Here is a 1,695-nt window from a genome sequence, read left to right as displayed (position 1 = left end):
ACCGACATGGGTGTGGCCTGGCACCGCTTCCTGGCGTTCCCCAACATCTGGTTCAAGCGCGAGGCGGACGGCGATGTGGCGCTGGGTGCGCTGCAGCCGATGACGTCGGCCGGTGAGCCGATCGACTTCGAGGACCCGGGTGAGGACGACCAGTTCGGTGTCTCCCAGATCGAGCACTTCTCCTGGAAGGGCCTGCTGGACTTCTCCACCTGCACCGAGTGCGGCCGCTGCCAGTCGCAGTGCCCTGCCTGGAACACCGGTAAGCCGCTCTCGCCGAAGCTGCTGATCATGGCCCTGCGCGACCACGCGCACGCCAAGGCGCCCTACCTGCTCGCCGGCGGCGGCAAGACGATGGAGGGCGAGGAGAAGGCGACCCAGGCCCAGCTCGCCGACGTGCCCGCCGCCGCGCTCGCCGAGGCCGAGCGGCCGCTGATCGGCACGCTCGAAGCCAACGGTGTCATCGACCCCGACGTGCTGTGGTCGTGCACCACCTGCGGTGCCTGCGTCGAGCAGTGCCCGGTCGACATCGAGCACATCGACCACATCGTCGACATGCGCCGCTACCAGGTCATGATCGAGTCCAGCTTCCCCTCCGAGGCCGGCACGATGCTCAAGAACCTGGAGAAGAAGGGCAACCCCTGGGGCCTGGCCAAGAAGCAGCGCCTGGAATGGACCAAGGAAGTCGACTTCCCCGTCCCCGTCGTCGGCAAGGACGTCGAGGACCTCACCGAGGTCGACTACCTCTACTGGGTCGGCTGCGCCGGCGCCCTGGAAGACCGCGCCAAGAAGACCACCAAGGCCTTCGCCGAACTGCTGCACATCGCCGGCGTGAAGTTCGCCATCATGGGCGGCGACGAGAAGTGCACCGGTGACTCGCCCCGCCGTCTGGGCAACGAATTCCTCTTCCAGCAGCTCGGCGCGGAAAACGTCGCCACCCTCAACGCCGCCTTCGGCGAGGACGACGAAGACGAGGCGACGAAGAAGCCCAAGGCCGCCAAGAAGATCGTCGCGACCTGCCCGCACTGCTTCAACACCATCGCCAACGAATACCCGCAGCTCGGCGGCCACTACGAGGTCATCCACCACACCCAGCTGCTGCAGCACCTCATCGACGAGGGCAAGCTCATCCCCGTCACCCCCGTCGAGGGCCTGATCACCTACCACGACCCCTGCTACCTGGGCCGCCACAACAAGGTCTACACACCCCCGCGCGAGATCATCGCCAAGGTCCCCGGCCTGCGCAACGAAGAGATGCACCGCCACAAGGAACGCGGCTTCTGCTGCGGAGCCGGCGGCGCCCGCATGTGGATGGAAGAGCGCATCGGCAAGCGCATCAACAACGAACGCGTCGACGAAGCCCTCTCCCTCAACCCCGACATCGTCTCCACCGCCTGCCCCTTCTGCCTCGTCATGCTCACCGACTCCGTCAACGGCAAGAAGAACGACGGCAAGGCCAAGGAATCCATCCAGGTCGTCGACGTCGCCCAACTCCTGCTGGACTCCGTCAAAACACCCACCGACCCGACCGACGAAACCCCCACGGAAAGCCAGCCGGAACCGGAACCGGTGAAGTAACCCACCACGCACAACCCCGAGTGGGGGTGCACATGAGCAATCATGTGCACCCCCACTCGCCTTTCCCCTGCCCGGGAAGCGCCGCACAGCGCGCAACGGCGCACAACACCCGCGGCGGGA

General features: G+C 66.4%; 1 protein-coding gene. It reads left to right on the top strand.

Annotation, left to right across the window (positions count from 1 at the left end):
• Window positions 1-1,575: (Fe-S)-binding protein (locus AB0G35_RS37200; RefSeq protein WP_360959209.1), on the top strand; the 1,575-nt coding region annotated here is incomplete at its 5' end.
• Between the last annotated feature and the right edge of the window lie 120 nt (window positions 1,576-1,695).

Source organism: Streptomyces sp. NPDC021749 (genome assembly GCF_040640655.1).
Taxonomy (GTDB): Bacteria; Actinomycetota; Actinomycetes; order Streptomycetales; family Streptomycetaceae; genus Streptomyces.
The sequence above is the reverse complement of the archived record's forward strand: the minus strand, read 5'-3'. Positions and strand labels throughout refer to the sequence as shown.